This window comes from Sphingomonas sp., assembly GCF_035714405.1.
Lineage (GTDB): Bacteria > Pseudomonadota > Alphaproteobacteria > Sphingomonadales > Sphingomonadaceae > Sphingomonas.
Map to the genome: position 1 here is coordinate 281,425 of NZ_DASTMA010000018.1, position 15,709 is coordinate 297,133.

The following is a 15,709-nucleotide window of genomic DNA, read 5'->3' on the forward strand; positions in this document are numbered from 1 at the left end:
GTATCGTCGGCCGCGACCCGACCCGACCCCCATTCGGATTGGGCAAGTGTCTCCGGCGTGGCATGCGTCTGTCAGACAAATACCGCGCCAAGATTTCGTCGGGCGCAGGATGACCAGCAAGACGGCCTGGCAGCGCAGCGGTCGCTCCTGGCGGTCGATGCGCGGCTCGACAATCGAGGCGAGCTGATCGCCAAGTTGGACCTGCCGGACCGGGCCGTTGACGATCCCTCCCTGGTTCTGCTGGGCTATCGGCGCTGGGGCGAACAGATCGTCGACCATATCCTCGGCGACTTTGCCATCGCGGCCTGGGATCCGATAGCCGGTGTGCTCACGCTCATCCGGGATCCGACTGGCCAGCGACCGCTCCACTACCGGCGAACGGGTGAACTGGTCGCCTTCGCCTCGATGCCGCAAGGGTTGTTCGGGCTGGGTCCATGCCGGCCCGACACCGCCCGGCTCGGCCGTTTCGTGGCCGACGTCCATCAAGCTGGCCCGGAGACCTTTTACGAAGGCATCCTGCGGGTCGAACCCGCACAGATCGTGCGCATCACTCGCGACGAAGTGAGGGCCCGCACCTATTGGTCGATGCCCACGCACGAGCTCCGCTACCGTGATGAGCGCGACTATGTCGAGGCGTATCGCGAGCAGCTGGATCGTGCCACGCGAGCGCGACTGCGGGGGCATGACGGACTCGTGGCGGCGCACCTCAGCGCCGGACTCGATAGCGGCGCGGTCGCCACCACCGCAGCGCGCCTGCTGGCGGGCGAGGGCAGGGTGCTAGCCGTGACGTCGGCACCACGGCTGGGCTTTGCCGGGCCGGTGCCGAGCGGCCGGATCGCCGACGAGAGTGAGATCGCCGCAACGGTGGTCGCGCGCTATCCGAACCTGGAGCATCTGATCCTCCGATCGGGGGGCGCCTCGCCCCTTGCCTCGCTGGAGTCCGACTCGCGCCTCTTTGCCCAGCCGGTCGGGTTCCCCTGCAACAATGTCTGGTGGCGCGCGGCCAACGCGGCGGCGCAAGCGCGGGGTGCGGGGATCATGCTGACCGGCGAGATGGGTAATCTGACCATCAGCGCCGGCGGTCTCGGCGTCCTTGCGGATTTCATCCGGGGCGGGGATGTGCTGCGCTGGGCGCGAGAGATGATCGCGTTGCGGCGGAACGGGCCGCGTTGGCGGGGGCTGATGGCGGCGTCGTTCGCGCCGTGGATGTCGGACAAGCTCTGGAACGCGCTCACCAGATTGTCGGCGGGAGGCCGCGGCGATGCTTCCGGTCAGCTTTCGCCCGTTACCTCCGTTCAGACCACCACGTCGCCCACCTATCGGAGTGAGCGGGATCGGCGCTGGGCCCTGTTGAAGCAAGTCGATCCCGGCACGTTCCGGAAAGGCGCCTGGCTGAACTGGGGCGTCGAGGAACGCGACCCGACCTCGGATCGGCGGCTGATCGAATTCTGCTTCTCGCTGCCGCCCTCGCAGCTGCTGGGTGCGGGCAAGACGCGACGGCTGGCGCGCAGCGCGCTGTCCGACCGGCTGCCGGCCACCATCCTGGACGGCGTACGAGGGTATCAGTTTGCCGACTGGTTTGAGGAGCTCGACCGCGACGCGCTGGCCCGTTTCGCCGACAAGGTCGCCGCCAGTCCGGCGGCGGCGGCCGCGGTCGACTTCGACGCCGTGCATCGGCTGATCGCGGAGTGGCCGGTGGGCGGCTGGGCTTCGGCGCGAACGATCGGCACCTACCGGATCGGGTTGCTGCGGGCACTATCCGCAGGCGCCTTCGCCTTGAACGCGTGCGATTGATCCAGTATGGCGCGGCGCAGATCGGGCTTGGTCCTTGGTGGTTGCGCCCAGCAGAACTGCGTATGTAACTTCCAGGAATCGCCATGACATCCACGACACGCGAGCACTCACGCCAGAGGCGCACTCGGACGGCGAAGCTGGCGCTCGCCGGCGCGGCGCTCCTGATCGCCGGCACGAGCCCCGCGCATGGCCAGGATCTGGTGCATCGCTTCATCGATCCGTCGTTCGGCGGCAATCCGTTCTATTCGGATCATCTGCTTGCGGTCGCGAACGTCGATCGGCCGGCCGCGCCGACGACACCTGTCACCACCCCGACGGACGAGGAGCTGTTGGCCCAACAGCTCCGGGCGCGATTGCTGTCGCAGCTGTCGGGCAACATCCTGGATTCGATCCAGAACGCCGCGGTCGGCGATACCGGCAACTTCACCTTCGGCAATCAGACGGTCAGCTTCCGGCGCACCGCGACCGAGACCACCGTCACCTTCACGAACACCACGACGGGTGAGGTCAACACCGTGGTGATCCCGGGCGCGCCTGCCGCGTCGAGTAACACCACGGACAGCGCCAGCATCGCGGCGGCGGGCCGTCGTTCGGTGTCGACTACCGACGTGCCGCCCGGCAGCGTGTCGGGCATCACGCTCGCGGGTACCGCGCCGCTCGGCACCAGCGCCGGTTCCTTGATCGGGCGGACGCCAACGGCCAATGATGCGACGCCCCGATCCGCGGAGCAGGCGCTGGGCGCCACCGGAACAACGCTGGCAGGTTCCGGCCTAGCGCCGTTGTGAACGATCCGGCATCCACTCGCCCATACAGGTCTGCTTAGCTTTATGTCGTTTCCGAAGGGCGCTGCCCGCATCGTCTGCCTGTTGCCTGCCGTCCTGATGACGGGTTGCGCGACACCCGGGCTGCTGCCCCAGTTCAACACGCCTTCCGTGGTGGCGCCCGTCACGGTGGGACAACGCGACCTGATGTACATGCCGATTCCGCCGCAGCCGATCCCGGTGGCGGTATATGCGTTCACCGACCAGACCGGTCAGCTGAAGGCGTCGGACACCGGCATCAACTACTCGCGCGCAATCACGCAAGGTGGCACGTCGGTCCTGATCAGCGCGCTGAACTCGGCCGGCAACGGCAACTGGTTCACCGTCATCGAGCGGGAGCGGCTGGATAACCTGCTGCGCGAGCGGCAGATTATCCGGGAGATGCGTCGTCAGTATTTGAACGAGGCGGAGACGCCGGCGCAGGTGCTCCCGTCGCTGCTGTTCGCGGGCGTGACGTTGGAAGGCGGCATCATCAGCTTCGACAGCGCCGTCAAATCCGGGGGCATCGGTGCGCGCTTCCTGGGCATCGGCGCCTCGACCCAGTACCGGACCAGCACCGCAACCGTGTATCTGCGCGCGGTGAGCGTGAAAACGGGCGAGGTGCTCGCCAATGTCGTCACGCAAAAGAGCATCTCTTCCTATGCGACCTCTGCGGGTGTCTTCAAATACGTCAAATTCGACGGGCTGCTGGAGGCCGAAGTCGGCGTTGCCGCCAACGAGCCGAGCCAGATCGCCGTCCAGGCCGCGATCGAAAAGGCGGTGTACGCGCTGATCCTCGAGGGGGCCAAGCCAGGCCCCAAGCAGCTGTGGAGCTTCGCCGATGCCAAGGCGGGACAAGCCTGGCTCGACCGCTACGCCGATGATCGGCGCAAGTCGCTGGCGCAGGTGTATGAGGATAATGGCGGCCTGCCGGTGAGTAGGTCGGCCAAGTAGCTTGTGCCGACCGGCGCTGCGCGTGTGGCCTTTTGGTCACGCCCCGGCGGCGAACGCCTCCACGGCGCCCGTCCTGGACTGGCGGTTCGCCTGTAAGCGGAAGGGAATGCGTCACAATCTGTCGATCCAGATCAGGATCGCTTGTTTTCCCTCTTGCGCTGCTCTCGACCTTCCCACTATGACCGGCTCGCAATTGACCAGATTTCAGTAACCGTACCTTTAGGGGAGTATCACCGTGACTCGCACTTCATTCTTGGTTGGCATGTCGGCACTCGCCTTCGCCGCCGGTTCGGCCTCCGCGCAGACCAACACCGATACGACTGATGCCAATGGCAACCGCGCCGTGATCGGCTGCGCCCCTAACAACACCTGCACCGTCACCAACGGCGGCGCGGGCGCCACGCAGAACACCGGTTCGGCCGGTGCGACCGGCGGTACGGGTAACAGTCAGAACGTGAACCAGACGGGTAACCGTCAGTTCGGCACGACGGCCGCGAACGGCTCGAACAACAACAGCTTCGTCAGCCAAAGCGGCAACAACAACAGCGGCGTCGTGAACCAGACCGGCAGCAACACCGGCGGCAACGCTGCGAACCAGGCGTCGCTCAACCAGACGCAGAACGACAACAGCGCGACCATCACGCAGACGCGCACTGCCGGTGCGGCCGCTGCTGCAGGCTCGAACTTCTCGCAGATCAACCAGGGCTTCGGCGACGGCGGGGCGCTGAACGTCGCCACCTCGACGCAGAACGGCACCAACCTGGGCTCGTTCATCGGACAGAGCGGTAACGGCGGCAACGCAATTGCTGCCAGCAACAACCGCGCGTCGGTCAGCCAGACCGGTACGGGCAGCAACAGCACCGTGCAGCAGTTCAGCCGGGGCAACAGCGCCACGGTGACCCTGGGCGGCGGCGGCACCAACACCGGCGGCACGTCCAACTTCACCAACACCAGCTTCGTGCGCCAGGAAAACAACCGCCTGCAGGCCAATGCCAACGGCACCTTCACGAACACTGCGGCAGTCGGCACGACGACGTCTAACAACCAGGCGAACGTCGCGATCATCGGTCTGCAGAATTCGAGCTCGGTGAGCCAGAACGGCATCAACAACTCGGCGACGGTCTCGATCTTGGCCGGTGGCGGTGGCAACACCAACCAGGCGCAGGTTCCGAACCCGGCGCTGCCCGCCAACCGTCCGGAGGGCAACCAACTGTCGCTGGTGCAGACCGGCCGCGGCAACTCTTTCGAGATCAGCTCGGGCGGCCGCACGTCGACCAACCCGAACGGCGGCCGCGGCAACCTTGCGACGGTGACGCAGGGCGACAACACGGTTGCCACCTCGGCCACCTCCAACGCGCTCAACATGCGCGCCACGGTTTTCCAGCGCGGCACCGCCGATACGGTGACGATCACGCAGAACAACAACACCAACGGCATCGGTGCCGCAGTTCAGGGCGCGTCGATCGCCGACGTGTCGCAGCTGAGCGTCGGCAGCACTGCGACGGTGACCCAGTCGGGCACCAACCGGGCTGAGGTTTCGCAGGGCCTGAACGCCGACAACAGCGGCGGTCAGCTCTTCATCTCGGTCAATCAGACCGATCTGGGTGATACGGCGGGCAGCAGCACCCCGGGCAGCGATCCCTTCGGCGGCGGAGGCAGCTCCGGCACCGACACGACGCGGGTCAACACGCTTCAGTCGAGCCAGTCGGGTCTGCTGAACAGCGCCACCGTCAACCAGACCACGGTGAACGGCCGTGCGACCCTGTTCCAGACGCGTGGCAGCCGCAACAACACCGCGACCTTTAACCAGGGTACCGGCACGGGTAACACCGGCACCGGCACCGCAGCGGGCACGACGACGGGCGCCAACTCGTTCAACCTGCAGGCCGATCTCCGCCAGGAGGGCTTCGGTGGCACGGTGACGATCAACCAAGATGGTACGAATAACACCGCGACCATCGCGCAGGCCGGCTCGAACACCACCGGCGCGTCGCCGGCGGCTAGCAACAATGCGGTCACCGTCTCGCAGGCGAACAGCTTCCAGGTCGCCGATATCGGTCAGAACGGCTACGGGCTGACCGCCAATGTGCAGCAGTCGGGCGTCAACAGCACCAATGCGCTGCAGAGCAAGGCGACCGTCTCGCAGGTTGGTTTCAACCAGAATGCGACGATCACCCAGGCTGCGACATCTGGCGCTTCGACGGCGGCGGCTCCGGCTTCCGGTATCGCGGGCAACTCGGCGTTCCCGAACGCGCGTGCTGCTGGTGCGTCCTCGGCCGAGGCGATCATCATCCAGACGACGAGCGGCAACAGCGCCAGCATCACGCAGAGCGGCCGCGGCCAGTACGCCCGCATCGAGCAGCGTGGCGTGAACAACAGCGGCACGATCACTCAGGCCGTTGGTGCCACCAACGCGGTTGCGATCTTGGAGCAGACCGGCAACGGCAACAATCTGACGATTGCTCAGACTGACGCTGGCCAGTACATTCGGGTTCAGCAGACGGGTAACAGCAACGCTTCGACCGCCACGACCGAGTTCTCGGGTCAGGGCGCGAATGGCGGGACGGTCACTCAGGGCGCGCCGATCGCGTTCTGATCGACCGCTTGCTAGAAGCTTGATTTAAGGATTGGCCCTCGGCGACATTGTCGGCGGGGGCCTTTTCTTGTCTGGACTATGGGTTGCGGACCGCCCGGTGACATCGTGCTCCATCCTTGGTCAGGTGCTTATTCGTGCCAATTGAGGGCAGGAGACCATTGTCACTGAGCTCTGCGCGATGGTTGGGAGAGCCGCGCCAAGCCACAGTCCTCCTCGACCACGGCTCGTTCAGCCCTCAGCCAGTAACCTCTTCCTACGGGCCAGGCGGTATGCGAAGGCGGCTGCGGGCCTTGGAGCGATTGCGATGACTTCGAAAACTTGGCTGGTCGGCATCTCGTCGCTTGCGCTTGCGGCCGGGGCTTCGGGGCAGACGGCCAATCAGAACAACGTGACGCAGACCGGCACCGACAACGTCGCGGCGGTCGATAACGCGCGGAGCGGCAACGACAACAACATCTCGACGATCGTGCAGAACGGCCGAGTCAACCGCGCCTCGGTGCTGCAGATCGGCGACCTCAACACCTCCGAAGCGCGGCAACTCGGCAACAGCAACACGGTCGCGCATACTCAGGAAGGCAACGTCCATCGAGCCGAGACCTTTCAGACCAGCGACTCCAATCGCAGCGCTATTCGCCAAGCGGGCAATCCCAACAGCGCGACCGTGACCCAGGCGGGGCTGCGCAACCTCAGCCAGATCGCGCAAGGGATCGACGCCGGTGCTAATCAGGACTTCGATTCGGCCACCTTCTTCAACGCCAACGGTGTGGCCCGCACCGGCGGCAACAATCGCGTGTCCATCTCCCAAGTCGGCAATGACTTCACCTCCACCGTCCGGCAGCGCGCGCGGGCCGGCGGGGGGCAGGCAGCGGACGATAACCGGGTCACCGTGTCTCAGCGCGGCGCAGGCAACTCAAGCTCGGTCGTGCAGGAGAGCCGCAGCAACTTCGCGGATATCTTCCAGCGCGATGGCGGGATCACGGCTGCGACCCGCAACACGACGAGTGTCGTCCAAGGCAACGCGACCGCCGGCGCCGGCGCTACCATATCCTCCAACAATCGGGTGAACGTCGCGGTCAGCGGCCAGGCGAACAGCTCCACCACGACCCAGGACGGTCTGAACAACGGGGCGGAGGTGACGCAGGGCCTCGGCATCGGCGGCACCGTCCAGGTCATCCAGGTCGGCTCCGCCGGCCTCAACCGCGTCGCGATCGCGCAATATGGCGACTCCAATGGCGTCATCGTCAGCCAGAACACCGCAGGCGCCACCGCCACGGTCTGGCAGCAGGCCGGTGCGCCATCGGCGCGCAGTCGCAACAACGCCGTGGAGGTGCAGCAGGGGACCGGTACCACCGGCACCGCGGCGTTCTCCGCAGGCTTCTTCGGCAACACCGCTGCGACGGTCGGCGCCGCCACGAACGGGCTCAGCGCCAATGTCGTCCAGGGCAACAACCCGGATTCCGCAAGCTGGAACCTGACGCAAGTCGGTCAGGACGGCGTCAATCTGGCGGCGACGGTGCAACAGCTCGGCTCGGGGACGAGTTCGCTGGCAAATGTCGTGCGGATCGCACAGCAGGGGAGCGCCAACACGGCTGTTGCCATCCAGCGTGCGGGCGTCGGTTCGGGCACATCGAGCGCCGCCGCCACCGGTCAGCCAGGCGATCCCTTCTACTTCGCCGGTGGTCCGCGGTCGGCGGAGATCACCATCCTGCAGTCGGGCACCGGCAACAGCGCGACGGTGGAGCAGCGCGGCCAAAGCCAGCTTGCGCGAATCGAGCAGGGCCCGGGTGGCGGCAACACCGCATCCATCCTGCAGGAGACCAGTGCGGCCTTTGCCACCGCGATCATCCGCCAGACCGGCAGCAACAACAGCTATGCGGTGACCCAGGACACTGCCAATTCCTATGTCCTGGTTTCGCAGACCGGCAGCAACAACACGGTTACGGATGTCGTCCGGCGTCCTTGATCAAAGGACGTCGGTGTACCGCCCATAGAATTCGAAATCGCCATAGTGCGAGACGGTTTCGTCCAGGCACACCCGCATCTCGCGGCCGAGCAGCTTGGTCCAGCGATAGCAGAAGGAATAATCTTCGCCGAGACGGCCCCCATCGGGTTCAAGGATGCCGAAGAAGGAATAACACGGTTCGCCGCTGCTGGTGCTCAGATCCAGCCGCGGTTCGACGACCTTCTGCGCCACCATCGTCTGCAACGCCGCCTTGCCGATTAACGCGATGGCCATTCCGCAGGTCGCGGCGGAACAGAAGCCGTCACGAAGCTCTCGGGGAGGAGCGCTCCTGTCATCCCAATCATGCGCGATGGTGAATTGTGACGCTTGTGATCGGGCGCGGTCGAGGTCGCCATGGCTCGCGGCGGCGTTGACCAGCTGCACCAGGTCCAGCGTTCGCCGCGGACAGGCCGCCGCTGCCACATCGGCGCCCTGGCCGAGCAGACGCAGAACCAGCCGAGGGTCGAACCCCATATCGGAGTCGACGAATAGCATGGCGTCCCAGCTGTCGGAATAGAGCAGCATGTTCGCGAACATGTCGCGCGCGGTGACGATCTCCGCGGAGTCGATATTGTGCAGGTCCACGGCTATGCCCTGTGCTTGCAGCGCCATTGCCGTTTTGGCGATGGAGATCGCGGTGCCGCTCTTCATCGCGCGCGCCACTGTCGGTAGCGCGATCAGGATGTGCTGAAACTTCGTCATAGCCGCGCGGCTTCTCCCCTGGACCGGTGCAGGGGCAGCGCCTACATCAAAACCATGGCGAATGCGCTTGTCTTTGTGATCGCAGGCGTTCTTGCCGTGGCTGCGTCGGACTCGGCGACTGCGCAGAGCCGCGGTGTGGCGGCGATTGAACAGATCGACTCGTCGCGCTCTTCGGCGACGGTACAGCGCGCCGATGCGGAGAGAGTGGCGCCGGCGGTCTCGGCCAAGGTGCTGGCGGTTTGCCAGGAAGCGCAAGCCGCCGATCGGCCTGCGCCTGCGGGGGTCGATTGCGTCCGGGCGCTTCAGGTGACGGCGGCGAAGGCCGCACCGTCCGCCGAAGGGTCGCTGCTCAACCTGCTCGGGCAAAGTTCTGACGTGACTGCGACATCCCAGGTCAACGAGGGCAGCTCGACCAACGCCGATCAAGTATCCCGGCAGCTCGCTAACGGCGATGTTGGCAGCGCGGCGAGTGGCGATGCGGCCGCTAGCGTCGCGCGGGACCGTGCGCCCCCGCCATCGTCCACCCCGCCGCCACGTTGAACGCGTACCCGCTCACGCTCGAGGTCGACAAGGCCGTTGGTGGCGTCACCTTGCGTGTGCTGGGCCATTGGCCGACCGCCGTCCGCGCGTCCTTCGTCCTCGAGGTGGGCGGCGGCGGCAATCGCTCCACCCATCGCGGCGCGGCGAGTCTTCACGCGGCCGAGCGCGCGACTTTATCGACGATCTCGGTCGCGACCGCCCCCACCGGCGCGTGGGAGGCGGCGTTGGAGGTCGAGCTGCCCGATGGCACCTTCTATCGGCTCGTCGAGCACTCCGGCTGACCGAACCGACCCCGTGGCGCGTCCGGCTTGTATGACGGCCGCGTAGGGTACTAACGGGTGGGATGCGACGCCTGGTCCTGCTCTCGGTGAACAACTCCTGGAACATCCTGAACTTTCGGGCCGGGATGGTACGGCGGCTGCAAGATGCGGGCTATGACGTCAGCGTGGTCTCGCCTGCGGATGCGCATGCGCCCGAGCTCGCCGCCTTGGGCGTCGTGCATATTCCCGCCGCGATCGACAGCAAGGGACTGTCGCCGATCGGAGACCTGCGATTGCTGGTGCGCTATTGGCGCGTGCTGCGGCAGGAACGGCCCGCGGCACTCCTGACATGGACGATCAAGCCGAACATCTACGGGTCGATCGCGGCGCATCTGCTCGGGATTCCGGTCATTAACAACGTGTCCGGGTTGGGCACCGCGTTCATCCACAAGGGCCTGCTGACAAGGCTTGTCTCGGCGCTGTATGTGCTCGCATTCTCGCGCTCGGCCCGGGTCTTCTTCCAGAACCCCGAAGATCTGCGTACGTTCGTCGACGGGCGGCTGGTCGCGGAACGGCGTGCCGGCCTGTTGCCCGGCTCCGGCATCGATACCGATTGGTTCAGCCCTTCTCCCGCGTCGGAGTTCGATCCGCAGCCCGCACGGCCCTTCGTCTTCTTGCTCGTGGCGCGGCTGCTCCGCGACAAGGGTTTGGTCGAGTATGCCGATGCGGCGCGACTGATGCGGGGGGCGTGGCCTGACGTACGCTTTCAATTGCTGGGATCGCTCGACGCCGCGAACCGGACGGCGATCGGCCGTGCTGAACTCGCCGCTTGGATCGAGGAGGGGCTGATCGATTATCTGGGTGAAGTCGCCGACGTCCGACCCCATGTCCATGCCGCCGATTGCATCGTTCTGCCCTCCTATCGGGAAGGCATGCCGCGGTCCCTGCTCGAAGGGGCGGCAATGGGGAAGCCGCTGATCGCGACCAGGGTACCGGGTTGTGTGGAGATCGCCCGGGACGGGCGCAACGCACTGCTGTGCGAGCCGCGCGACGCGCGTTCGCTCGCAGACGCGATGACGCGGATGATCGAGCTACCGCAGGCAGAGCGCGATGCGCTGGGTGCCGAGGGCCGTCGCATTGCCGTCGCCGAGTTCGCGGAACGGCTTGTCACCGACCGTTACCTTAAGGTTGTGGACGCACTTTCCATAGCGCCCCGGTGAAGGGCCGGCCTGGCGTCAGATCGTGACATGCCTGGTCGATGCACTCGCCGCCTGGCGACGGGTGAACGGCCGCGCATCGCTCATCAGCCCCGCGCACATCGCGAAGACGGCCGAGATCGCGGCCGTGCGCAGCGGATAGTCGACCAGGCTGTGGAGCAGGATGGTGCCGGTGGCGATCGCGGCCGCGCGCGCATAGTAATCCGGTCCGGTCGCGGTCCAGATCGCGCGGACCCGAGCCGCCCACCAGAGCAGGAAGATCGCGGCCAGGCCGATACCGAGCAATCCGGTCTCGAGCAGCAACTCCAACCAATCACTGTGAGCGTGGTTCATGTAGACCGTCGTCACGCTCTTCAACGGCTCCTGCGTGCGATAAACCTCCTGGAAGGTGCCGACACCAGACCCGAACGGCAGGTATTCGCGAGCGGCGTTGAGCGTCAGCTGGAACGAGGTCCGCCTCGACAGTTCGGCGTTGTGCTGCTGACTTCCGACAAGATTGTTGCCGAACGGTCCAAGCACCACCGTCGCGACGGCCGCTACGGAGAGCAGCAGGGCTACAGCGAAGATCCACCATCTCGGCTTGATGTCCTTGCGCCGGAACGACAGGAAACTGACGAGCACCACGGGAACGCTCAAGCCGAGCCCCGCCAACGACAGGTTGGTGAGCAGGCCAACGATCAGGACGACGAAGATTGTGGCGGTCAGGACCCGCACCGCCGACGCGTTGCGCGGCGAACGCGCCCGTCGGAGCAAGCTCAGCTGCAACGCGCCGAGAAACGGAATCGCGACGAGCAGCAACGTCGCCATGTGATTGCCGTTCGCAAAGAAGCCCACTGCGACGCCGTAGTTCGTAATCTCGTAGATATAAGCGCCGCCGACCTTGCCGCCGGCCAGCTGCAAGGCGCCGACCGCGATAGAGAGGACGGTCACCACGAGCAGTGACCAACTCAGCAGCGACCCGCGGAACGCCCCCAAGACCACCACGCCCAACAGTGTCGCAATTGCGGGTAGCAGCCAAAGCAAGGATGCCAACGTGCCGGCGGGGTCTAAGGATAGCGGCAGCCAGGGCAGGGGCACCTGCAGCAACCGTAATCCGTCGGCTACCGGCGCCCTGCCGGGTAAAGCCGTCCACAATTCGGGCGGCAACGGCAACAGTTGCAGCGCCATGAACACCAGGCAGATGCCGAAGAAGATCAGCGGCGCGCGGTTGAGGTTGGGCGGCGGAGCGAAGATCAAACTCCACAGCGCAACGCAGATGATCGGCAAGGCCGCCAGCTGGAGGACCATGTTGGCCGCAAAGCCCGCGGCGCTGGCGCCACCCAGCAAGAGGCATGCGGCAAGGTAGGCGGGAACGAGCGCGTGCCTGATCGTCATCGCGCCGCCACCTTGTCCAGCCGCAAGCCTTCGATCGTTGCCGAGATCGGGGCCGGGAATTCGTCGGCGATGCCGGTCAGCCGCAGCCTTTGCGCGGGGCATCCCGCCGGTACGATCACCGTTCCGGCAATGCGTCGCGGGTTGCTGTCACCGACCTGCAGCGGAATAGAGGCGAGCGTCTGCTTTGGCGCATCCTGGCAAGAGAACACCCACGCCAACTTCGGTGTTGCCGCGGGCTGCATGCCGCTGACCACGAACCCGAAGCGATAAGTGCCGGGCGGAAGCAGGATCAGCTGGTTAGCGAGTTCGCCGCTCTCACGGCCATAATAGTTCACCTCGAGCTTCTTGCCCCGGACATCGACCGCGGCGAGCGCGCCGCTGTTGAAGGTCCAGTTGAACGGCGTGCTTCCCGGAAGTCGGTCCAGTACCGCATCATACAACAAGGGTGCGACCTGCTGGTCGTTCAGTCGGTTGATCCGCTGCCATACCCGCCGCGCCTGCGCGTAGCGCCGCGCTTCGACGAGCCGGTCGACCAGCACGGTTCCCCAGCCGCCCGGCACGTTCGCCATCGCCACTGCGGACGGGCTGGCCATCGCGAACAAGGTTGCCGGCTCGGTGCCGCTGCTCGCCAACGAGGTCAGCACCGATCGCTCGAGCACCGGATCCTGTCGCAGCGTCTCGCGGACCGCGTCGCGGGTTTCGGGAGCGACGCTCATCTGGGCCATCGCGGTGGCGATCGGGCCCTGCGCCCCGCCGACCAGCCGCGACAGCACTGAAAGCTCTTCCGCCGCCGCGACATATTTCCCGTCGCGCAGGTATCGATCGAGCAGCAGAATGTGGATCCAACGCTGCCGCGGATCGAGGCGGCGGCCGGCTTCCAGTGATTTGATCGCCAGATCTCTGCGACCGCGCTGAGCATAGTCGCTGGCGATGAGCAGATAGGGGCGCGCGTCGAGCGGAAGCGCGGCCGCTGCCCTGCGCACGGCCGGCAGGGTGGCCGGGTCCACCTTGCCCCGACCGATGATCAGCCCTCCTACTGCTTGCGCGAGCACGACGGTCGGCCGACCAGCCACCAGCATGCCTGGCCTCGCCCCCTGGCTAGCCAGCGTCTCGACCGCGGCGACGCGAACGACGAGCCAGCCAAGGAACACGGCAGTGACAAGCAGGATAACCGCCGCCGCGAGGGCGGCGGGTGTCGCCAGCTTATTCCTTGTCACGCGACACCGTCAGCAGGATGCGCCGACGCTTCGACTCGTCATCCGCGACGTACCGATACTCGCCCTGCTTCTGGCCATAGCCATAGCCGTACCCGTAACCATAGGATGCCTGAGCCTGATAACGCGTCAGGATGGCGCCCATGACATGGGAGCCCGAGGTGCGCAGCCGGTTAAAGGCCTCGACGGCCGCCCGCGTCCTGGTGCGTCCGGCCTCGATCACCATGAGCGTCCCCTCGACGGTGGTCGCCAGCAGCGGCGCGTCGGCCAGCCCCAGGATCGGCGGCCCGTCGAGGACGACCAGATCGAACATGCTCGACGCCTCCGCCAGCAGGGATGCGAAGCGGGGCGACGCCAACAGCTCGGGCGGACTGGGCGGCGTCGGCCCGGCCGGGATCATCCACAGCTGGTCCACATCGGTCTTCAGGATGTGCTCGCTCAGTGCGTCCGTTTTTGTCAGGATATGCGACAGTCCGACATCGTCCTGACCGGTGACAAAGGCAGGACGCCGCATGTCGGCGTCGATCAGCAGCACGGAGTGGCCTAGCCGCGCATAGCTTTGCGCCAGTGCCCAGGCGGTCGTCGATTTGCCTTCCGCCGGACGCGTACTGGTGACCAGCATGGTCTTCGGCGCACCCGCTTCCGTCAGGAACTGCAAGGCGGTCGCCGTCGACAGGTACGCTTCGGTGACTGGGGACAGCGGATCCTTCAACTCGGCCATCGGCTTGTCCTTGGCGACCGGGATGCCGCCAAGGAAGGGCAGGCCAAGCTTGTCACGGACGTCGGTGGGCGACTTGATGGTGTCGTTGATGAACTCGAGCGCCATCGCCGCCAGCAAGCCCGACAGCAGCCCCACTGCCGCGCCGATCAACACGTTGAAGAACAGGCTGGGCGCGTACGGCCCCGCCGGCACGGTTCCGCGGTCGACCACGGACGCGACCGCCGTGCCGATGCCGCTGGAGACGCCGATCTCCTTGAAGCGCTGCAGCAGCGCGTCGTATTGTGCGCGATTCGTGTCTACGCCGCGCTGGAGGATGTTGTACTGGATGCGCCGGCCGCGCTGATCCAGAACCGACGAGCTGAGTCCGGCGACCTGTTGCCGCAGCCTCGCTTCCTCGGCGCGCGCTGCCTGGAATTCCTGCCGCAGCGAGCCCGCCCGGTCGCTGCCGGCAGTCCGGGTCTCGGTGACCACGGAAGCACGCAGCGCGTCGATGCGCGCCTTGAGCGCCACCATTTCCGGGTAGTCGGGGCGGAACGTCTGCAGCTTCTGCTCATATTCGGCGTTCAACGCCGCGATCTGTCCCCGCAAGGGGGCGGCCGTCGCGCTCGTCTCGGTGGTCGAGCCGGACGTCATCGCTTCGCGATAGCGCTGCTCCGCGGCGATCCGCCGCGCGATGGTTTGGGACAGCGCGCCGTTCAGGGCGACCAGCGAGTTGCCCGCCAGGGAGTTGGTGTCGCCCGCCTGCTCCGAAGCGCCGCCGCCGCCGGTCGAGATCAACCGCTCGCGCTGGGCGTAGGCGACGAGATCACGCTCCGACCGCTCCAGCTCACGCCGCACGATCACGATTTGCCGTTGCAGGAAGTCGCGCGCATAGGAGGAGGACTGGTAGCGTCGCTCGAGGTTGGTGTTGATGTAAGCGTCCGCGACCCCGTTGACGATGCGCGCCGCCAAAGCCGGGTCGAGCGACACGAAGTTGATGGTTACCAACCGGCTCGCCGGCGCAGTCTTCGTGGTGAGCCCGCCGCGGACGTAGTTCGTGGCGATCCGCTGCGCGATATCGCGACTGGGCGGCGGATCGCCCACCACCGCGGGGTTCGCCGCCAGATTGAGATCCTGCGCGACACGCTCCGACAAGGCCTGGCTGCCGAGCAACCCGATCTGTGTGCCGACGAAAGACAGGTCGCTCGCCTGCGCGGTCGCGCGGGCGCCGCCGCCTTCGCCGCCTGCCTGGTCGAGCACCGCCATCTGCGGAGGATTCAGCTCGACCACGGCGGTCGACCGGTACTTCAAGGGGGTCAGCAGCGTGATCAGCACCGCCGCCGCGATGCCGACGCCGAACGCAGCGAGGATCAGCCAACGCCACTCGCTCGCCACCCGCCAGACGAGGCTGAGCGACAGATCCTGGGTCCGGATATCCGTACCATAGCCATAATTGCCGATCGGCAGCGGCGCGATGTCGCGCCGTTGACCTCCGCTCAGGGCCAAGCTGGAGGAGCTATCGGCCCCAATCATGTTCATCAAGTATTCCTAAATCG

General features: G+C 66.2%; 12 protein-coding genes. 8 read left to right on the top strand and 4 right to left on the bottom strand.

What is annotated here, in order from left to right:
* The first annotated feature begins 57 nt into the window (after window positions 1–57).
* The 5 genes from VFQ64_RS08265 to VFQ64_RS08285 all read left to right on the top strand — a co-directional run bounded on the left by VFQ64_RS08265 (window position 58) and on the right by VFQ64_RS08285 (window position 8,107).
* A complete protein-coding gene (locus tag VFQ64_RS08265; RefSeq protein WP_325102818.1) occupies window positions 58–1,794 on the top strand; it encodes an asparagine synthase-related protein in 1,737 nt (578 codons plus the stop codon).
* 83 nt (window positions 1,795–1,877) lie between these two features.
* Window positions 1,878–2,579, top strand: a complete 702-nt coding sequence (locus VFQ64_RS08270; RefSeq protein ID WP_325102819.1) for a curli assembly protein CsgF — start codon at window positions 1,878–1,880, stop codon at window positions 2,577–2,579.
* Window positions 2,580–2,621: 42 nt separating this feature from the next.
* Window positions 2,622–3,548 (top strand): CsgG/HfaB family protein, encoded by a 927-nt coding sequence (locus tag VFQ64_RS08275; RefSeq protein WP_325102820.1) that lies wholly within the window; start codon window positions 2,622–2,624, stop codon window positions 3,546–3,548.
* A 262-nt stretch (window positions 3,549–3,810) separates the two neighbouring features.
* The gene (locus VFQ64_RS08280) at window positions 3,811–6,144 is read left to right on the top strand and encodes a hypothetical protein (protein WP_325102821.1); all 2,334 of its coding nucleotides are present in this window, start codon (window positions 3,811–3,813) and stop codon (window positions 6,142–6,144) included.
* A gap of 304 nt (window positions 6,145–6,448) precedes the next feature.
* Window positions 6,449–8,107 carry a hypothetical protein gene (locus VFQ64_RS08285; RefSeq protein ID WP_325102822.1) on the top strand — a complete coding sequence of 553 codons (1,659 nt, stop codon included), beginning with the start codon at window positions 6,449–6,451 and terminating at the stop codon, window positions 8,105–8,107.
* On the opposite strand, the gene VFQ64_RS08290 is transcribed toward VFQ64_RS08285, so the two are convergent.
* A complete protein-coding gene (locus VFQ64_RS08290) occupies window positions 8,108–8,848 on the bottom strand; it encodes a hypothetical protein (RefSeq protein ID WP_325102823.1) in 741 nt (246 codons plus the stop codon). It lies immediately after the preceding gene.
* Between the two features lie 54 nt (window positions 8,849–8,902).
* Here VFQ64_RS08290 and VFQ64_RS08295 point away from each other — a divergent pair, with 54 nt between their 5' ends.
* The 3 genes from VFQ64_RS08295 (at window position 8,903) to VFQ64_RS08305 (ending at window position 10,868) form a co-directional block, all read left to right on the top strand.
* Window positions 8,903–9,388, top strand: a complete 486-nt coding sequence (locus tag VFQ64_RS08295) for a hypothetical protein (protein ID WP_325102824.1) — start codon at window positions 8,903–8,905, stop codon at window positions 9,386–9,388.
* Window positions 9,385–9,669, top strand: a complete 285-nt coding sequence (gene csgH, locus VFQ64_RS08300) for a curli-like amyloid fiber formation chaperone CsgH (protein ID WP_325102825.1) — start codon at window positions 9,385–9,387, stop codon at window positions 9,667–9,669. Before VFQ64_RS08295 ends, csgH begins: the two co-directional genes overlap by 4 nt.
* A gap of 62 nt (window positions 9,670–9,731) precedes the next feature.
* On the top strand, window positions 9,732–10,868 hold the full coding sequence (locus VFQ64_RS08305) for a glycosyltransferase family 4 protein (RefSeq protein WP_325102826.1): 1,137 nt from the start codon (window positions 9,732–9,734) through the stop codon (window positions 10,866–10,868).
* Window positions 10,869–10,883: 15 nt separating this feature from the next.
* On the opposite strand, the gene VFQ64_RS08310 is transcribed toward VFQ64_RS08305, so the two are convergent.
* Genes VFQ64_RS08310 through VFQ64_RS08320 form a run of 3 tightly spaced genes read right to left on the bottom strand, consistent with a single transcriptional unit; the run spans window position 10,884 to window position 15,659 of the window.
* On the bottom strand, window positions 10,884–12,239 hold the full coding sequence (locus tag VFQ64_RS08310) for an O-antigen ligase family protein (RefSeq protein WP_325102827.1): 1,356 nt from the start codon (window positions 12,237–12,239) through the stop codon (window positions 10,884–10,886).
* Window positions 12,236–13,456 (bottom strand): hypothetical protein, encoded by a 1,221-nt coding sequence (locus VFQ64_RS08315; RefSeq protein WP_325102828.1) that lies wholly within the window; start codon window positions 13,454–13,456, stop codon window positions 12,236–12,238. The genes VFQ64_RS08310 and VFQ64_RS08315 overlap by 4 nt, the downstream gene beginning before the upstream one ends.
* A complete protein-coding gene (locus tag VFQ64_RS08320; protein WP_325102829.1) occupies window positions 13,443–15,659 on the bottom strand; it encodes a polysaccharide biosynthesis tyrosine autokinase in 2,217 nt (738 codons plus the stop codon). The genes VFQ64_RS08315 and VFQ64_RS08320 overlap by 14 nt, the downstream gene beginning before the upstream one ends.
* Window positions 15,660–15,709 lie beyond the last annotated feature (50 nt).

Bases quoted from the DNA above. Each gene is read 5' to 3' on its own strand.
- VFQ64_RS08280 (WP_325102821.1), top strand. From the start codon at position 3,811: ATGTCGGCACTCGCCTTCGCCGCCGGTTCGGCCTCCGCGCAGACCAAC.
- VFQ64_RS08310 (WP_325102827.1), bottom strand. From the start codon at position 12,239: ATGACGATCAGGCACGCGCTCGTTCCCGCCTACCTTGCCGCATGCCTC.
- VFQ64_RS08285 (WP_325102822.1), top strand. From the start codon at position 6,449: ATGACTTCGAAAACTTGGCTGGTCGGCATCTCGTCGCTTGCGCTTGCG.
- VFQ64_RS08275 (WP_325102820.1), top strand. From the start codon at position 2,622: ATGTCGTTTCCGAAGGGCGCTGCCCGCATCGTCTGCCTGTTGCCTGCC.
- VFQ64_RS08290 (WP_325102823.1), bottom strand. From the start codon at position 8,848: ATGACGAAGTTTCAGCACATCCTGATCGCGCTACCGACAGTGGCGCGC.
- VFQ64_RS08270 (WP_325102819.1), top strand. From the start codon at position 1,878: ATGACATCCACGACACGCGAGCACTCACGCCAGAGGCGCACTCGGACG.
- VFQ64_RS08305 (WP_325102826.1), top strand. From the start codon at position 9,732: ATGCGACGCCTGGTCCTGCTCTCGGTGAACAACTCCTGGAACATCCTG.
- VFQ64_RS08295 (WP_325102824.1), top strand. From the start codon at position 8,903: ATGGCGAATGCGCTTGTCTTTGTGATCGCAGGCGTTCTTGCCGTGGCT.